Below are 3,892 nucleotides of genomic sequence, written 5' to 3'. Positions count from 1 at the left end.
CCGTTGAGCAGCACCCGCTTGGAACGGGGGCTGACGGAGTCGGCGAACAGCTTCTCGACGTGCGCGTGCTGGTTCTCGCTGAGAGTCAGGCCGACGACGTTGACGTCGTACTTCTCGACGGCCCGCATCATCGTGGCGCCCCAGCCGCACCCGATGTCGAGCAGCGTCATCCCCGGCTGTAAGCCGAGCTTGCCCAGCGCCAGGTCCATCTTGGCGAACTGCGCTTCTTCGAGTGTCATGTCGTCGCGCTCGAAGTAGGCACAGCTGTACGTCTGCGTCCGGTCCAGGAACAACCGGTAGAAGTCGTCTGACAGATCGTAGTGCGATTGCACGTTGTCGAAGTGAGGAATGAGGTCGGCCATGTACGGTCCGCCTTCCGGATTTCGTAGTGGAAACCCGGTGATCTAGGGGTCCTTGGGTGAATGCCGACGCGCCGTCGCAGATGCTAGGGGTGGGCACATCCGCGCGCCGAAACGCCTACTTCGCCAGGGTGAACTGGCAGACGTTGATATAGCCCTCGTGGAAGCCCTTGGCGCAGCCGGTGAGGTAACGCATGTAACGGTCGTACATCTCTTCGGACTGCACGGCGATGGCCTCGTCCCTGTGCGCCTCCAGCGCGGCCGACCACGTGTCCAGCGTCCTGGCGTAGTGCTTCTGCAGCGACTGCGTACGGGTCAGGTCGAAGCCGGCCCTCGTCGCGTACTCGCCCGCCATCTCGGTGGTCGGCAGGTATCCGCCAGGGAAGATGTCGGTGAGGATGAACTTCACGAACCGCGCGATCGAGAACGTCAGCGGCAGCCCGGCCGCGGTCATCTGCGGGAGCGTGAGCGCAGTGATGGTGTGCAGCAGCATGACTCCGTCATCCGGGAGCGCCCGGTAGGCCATCGCGAAGAAGTCGTCCCAGCGGTCCTTGCCAAAGTGCTCGAAGGCGCCGATGGACACGATGCGGTCGACCGGCTCGTCGAACTGCTCCCAGCCCTGCAGCAGTACACGCTTCGACCTGGGACTGTCCGAGACGGCGAACCGCTGCTCGACGTGCGCGGCCTGGTTCTTGCTCAGGGTCAGCCCGACGACGTTGACGTCGTACTTCTCGATGGCCCGCAACAAGGTGGAGCCCCAGCCGCAGCCGACGTCGAGCAGCGTCATGCCGGGCTCGAGGCCCAGCTTGCCCAGCGCGAGGTCGACCTTGGCGAGCTGAGCCTCCTCCAGCGACATGTCGTCGCGTTCGAAGTACGCGCAGCTGTAGGTCTGGGTCGGGTCGAGGAAGAGGCTGAAGAACTCATCGGACAGGTCGTAGTGTGCCTGCACGTCCTCGAAGTGTGGCTTGAGGCCACCCTTCTTACGGGTAGTCGACATAGTCGAAAATGCCTTTCGTGGGCCTTCCTTGGCTAATCAGAGGCTCGGCGTCGTCGCCGATGACCCGCCAAACCCCGTGACGCGCTCAACCGTGGACTCTACGCCGCCCATCGTGCCAGCCGATTCAACAGCGCGCCGACTTCGCTTCCCGTTGCGATCGCCTCAGGGGACTTCAGCAAACGTGGTCTTGAGCTCGCCGACGACGTCGTCCCACAGCGCCTCGGGCAGATCGTGCGCCATCCCGTCGAACAACACCAACCGTGACCTGCGGATCGCCTTGGCGACGGCGCGTCCGCCGGAGGGGCGCATCAGCTTGTCGGCACGGCCGTGGATCACCACGGTCGGAGCGGTGATCTGCTTGTCGTAACCCAGCAGACTGCCGCTGCCGAGGATCGCGGCGAACTGCCGACCGACCCCAGCCGGGTAGTACGACCGGTCGTAGCCCTCCTCAGCCTCGGCGATCCGCTGCTCCTCGGGTACCGGGTAACCGGGGCTGCCGATGATCTTGCCGACGCGCACCGAGTTGGCGATCACCGCGTCGCGCGAGGTGTCCTTGGGGCGAGTCGTCACGGCGCGCAGCTGCTGCGGTCCCGGCGGCGGAAGCAGCGCCTGATTGTTGCTCGAGAAGATGACCGCGAGCGTCTTGGTGCGCTCCTGATACCGGGCGGCGAAGACCTGCGCGATCATCCCGCCCATCGACCCGCCGACGATGTGAGCCTTCTCGATCTGCAGATGATCGAGCAGGGCGGCGGCGTCGTCGGCCATGTTCTCCAGCGTGTAGACCGCTTCGCTGCGCAGCCCGAGTGTGGACCGCACCATCCGCGGAAACAGCTTCGCGCCCGTGTGCCTCCCCTCCACCTTGCTCGACAGCCCAACGTCGCGGTTGTCGTAGCGGATGACGCGCAACCCCTGGTTGACCAGTCGCTCACAGAAACCCGTGCGCCACAACAGCAGCTGCGCGCCAAGGCCCATGATCAACAGGACTGCAGGGTCTCCTGCGTCGCCCATCTCCTCGTAGTAGATGTCGAGGTCACCCGAGCGGGCGGTCCCGGTGCGGACGTCCAACGCTCAATCCTCCAGCTCGTCGGAATGCTCGCGGCTGACCTCGACCATGAAGTTGGCGAAGTACCCGGTCAGCTGCGGGTCGGTCATCATCTGCCACTTCGGCGCCAGCAGCTTCATGTAGCGCTCGACGGAGAGGAACTGCTTGCCGATCAACACCAGCTCGCGGGGCAGCTTGACGTCGTAGGCCTCGGCCAGCGCCGAGAGCTGCTTGCCGATCTCGGCGTAGGACAGGTCGCCCAGCGACGTCATCGTCAGTGGGGTGGCAAACGCCTCGAGGTCCTTCGCGGCCTCGCCTTCTGGCTTCACGTTGCCGACGGCGCCCATGAGGACGACGATCTTGCCGGCGGCGGCGTGGTCCTTCTTCACCAGCAGGGCGTACACCAATTCGCGCAGCAGCCAGCGGGTGCGCGGGTCGACGCGGCCCATGATCCCGAAGTCGAAGAAGACGATCTTGCCGTCGTCGTCGACGTAGAGGTTGCCCGCGTGCAGGTCACCGTGGAACAACCCGTGGCGCAGGCCGCCCTCGAAGACGCTGAACAGCAAGGCCTTCACCAGCTCGGTGCCGTCGAACCCGGCCTTGCGGATCGCGGCTGCGTCGTCGATGCGCACGCCCTGGATGCGTTCCATCGTCAGCACGCGCTCGCTCGTCAGGTCCCAGTACACCTGGGGCACCCGGATGTTCTTGCCGAGCGGCGAGGCGTGCATGTGCGCCACCCAGGCATCCATCGACTGTGCCTCGAGGCGGAAGTCGAGCTCCTCGGCGAGGTTGTCGGCGAAGTCGGCGACGACGTCCTGCGCCGAGAGCCTGCGGCCCATCTTCGCGAGCTCGACGAGTTGCGCCCCGCGCTTGAGGATCTGCAGGTCGGCGGCGACGCGCCTGCGGATGCCCGGTCGTTGGATCTTGACAACGACCTCCTCGCCGGAGTGCAGCGTCGCGTAGTGGACCTGCGCGATCGAGGCCGAGGCGAACGGCTCCTCGTCGAACGACGCGAACAGGTTCGCGGGGTCGTCGCCGAGGTCTTCCTTGAACAGCCCGTGCACTTCGGCGGTGTCGGCGGGCGGCACGCGGTCGAGCAGGCTGCGGAACTCCCTGCTCATCGACTCGCCGAAGGCACCGGGGCTCGAGGCGATGATCTGGCCGAACTTGACGTAGGTGGGGCCCAGATCCGCAAAGGTCTGAGGGATCTGCCGGATGATCTTCTGCTGGAGAGAGCCGCGGCCGACGAGGTTGCTGACGACCCGTGCGCCGGTGCGGGTGAGTTGCCATCCCGTCACGCCGATGCGGGCGGCCTCGACCGGCAACGGGACCCGATCCAGCCGGGCTACCTCGCGGTGCTTGGTGGTTGTCATGTCTGCAGTGTCTCAAAGGTGGCGGTTGGGCGGAAATTTCGTGTGCCCCCGGTCACAGCCACCGTTTCGCCGAACGTGGATTACCCCCACGCGAAACCGCTGGCGGCCGTGGGGGTAATCC

At 65.7% G+C, this 3,892-nt stretch carries 4 protein-coding genes; all 4 read right to left on the bottom strand.

The genetic code is table 11. The annotated features are described in order from the left end of the window. Positions 1-362 (bottom strand): class I SAM-dependent methyltransferase (locus ACRDUX_RS41510; RefSeq protein WP_526423509.1); only part of this gene is annotated, 362 nt, incomplete at its 3' end. 115 nt (positions 363-477) lie between these two features. Then, positions 478-1,356: a cyclopropane mycolic acid synthase family methyltransferase gene (locus ACRDUX_RS41505; RefSeq protein WP_526423507.1), complete on the bottom strand. Its 879-nt coding sequence runs from the start codon at positions 1,354-1,356 to the stop codon at positions 478-480. A 162-nt stretch (positions 1,357-1,518) separates the two neighbouring features. Next, the gene (locus ACRDUX_RS41500) at positions 1,519-2,421 is read right to left on the bottom strand and encodes an alpha/beta fold hydrolase (RefSeq protein WP_526423505.1); all 903 of its coding nucleotides are present in this window, start codon (positions 2,419-2,421) and stop codon (positions 1,519-1,521) included. Positions 2,422-2,424: 3 nt separating this feature from the next. Next, positions 2,425-3,771: an ABC1 kinase family protein gene (locus tag ACRDUX_RS41495; protein ID WP_526423503.1), complete on the bottom strand. Its 1,347-nt coding sequence runs from the start codon at positions 3,769-3,771 to the stop codon at positions 2,425-2,427. Positions 3,772-3,892 lie beyond the last annotated feature (121 nt).

The organism is Mycobacterium sp. (genome assembly GCF_050701675.1).
Classification (GTDB): domain Bacteria; phylum Actinomycetota; class Actinomycetes; order Mycobacteriales; family Mycobacteriaceae; genus Mycobacterium.
Note: the sequence above shows the minus strand (reverse complement) of the source record. Positions and strands in the feature narration are given on the sequence as shown.

Coding starts and splice junctions, on each gene's coding strand:
- ACRDUX_RS41495 (WP_526423503.1), bottom strand. CDS start 3,771: ATGACAACCACCAAGCACCGCGAGGTAGCCCGGCTGGATCGGGTCCCG.
- ACRDUX_RS41505 (WP_526423507.1), bottom strand. CDS start 1,356: ATGTCGACTACCCGTAAGAAGGGTGGCCTCAAGCCACACTTCGAGGAC.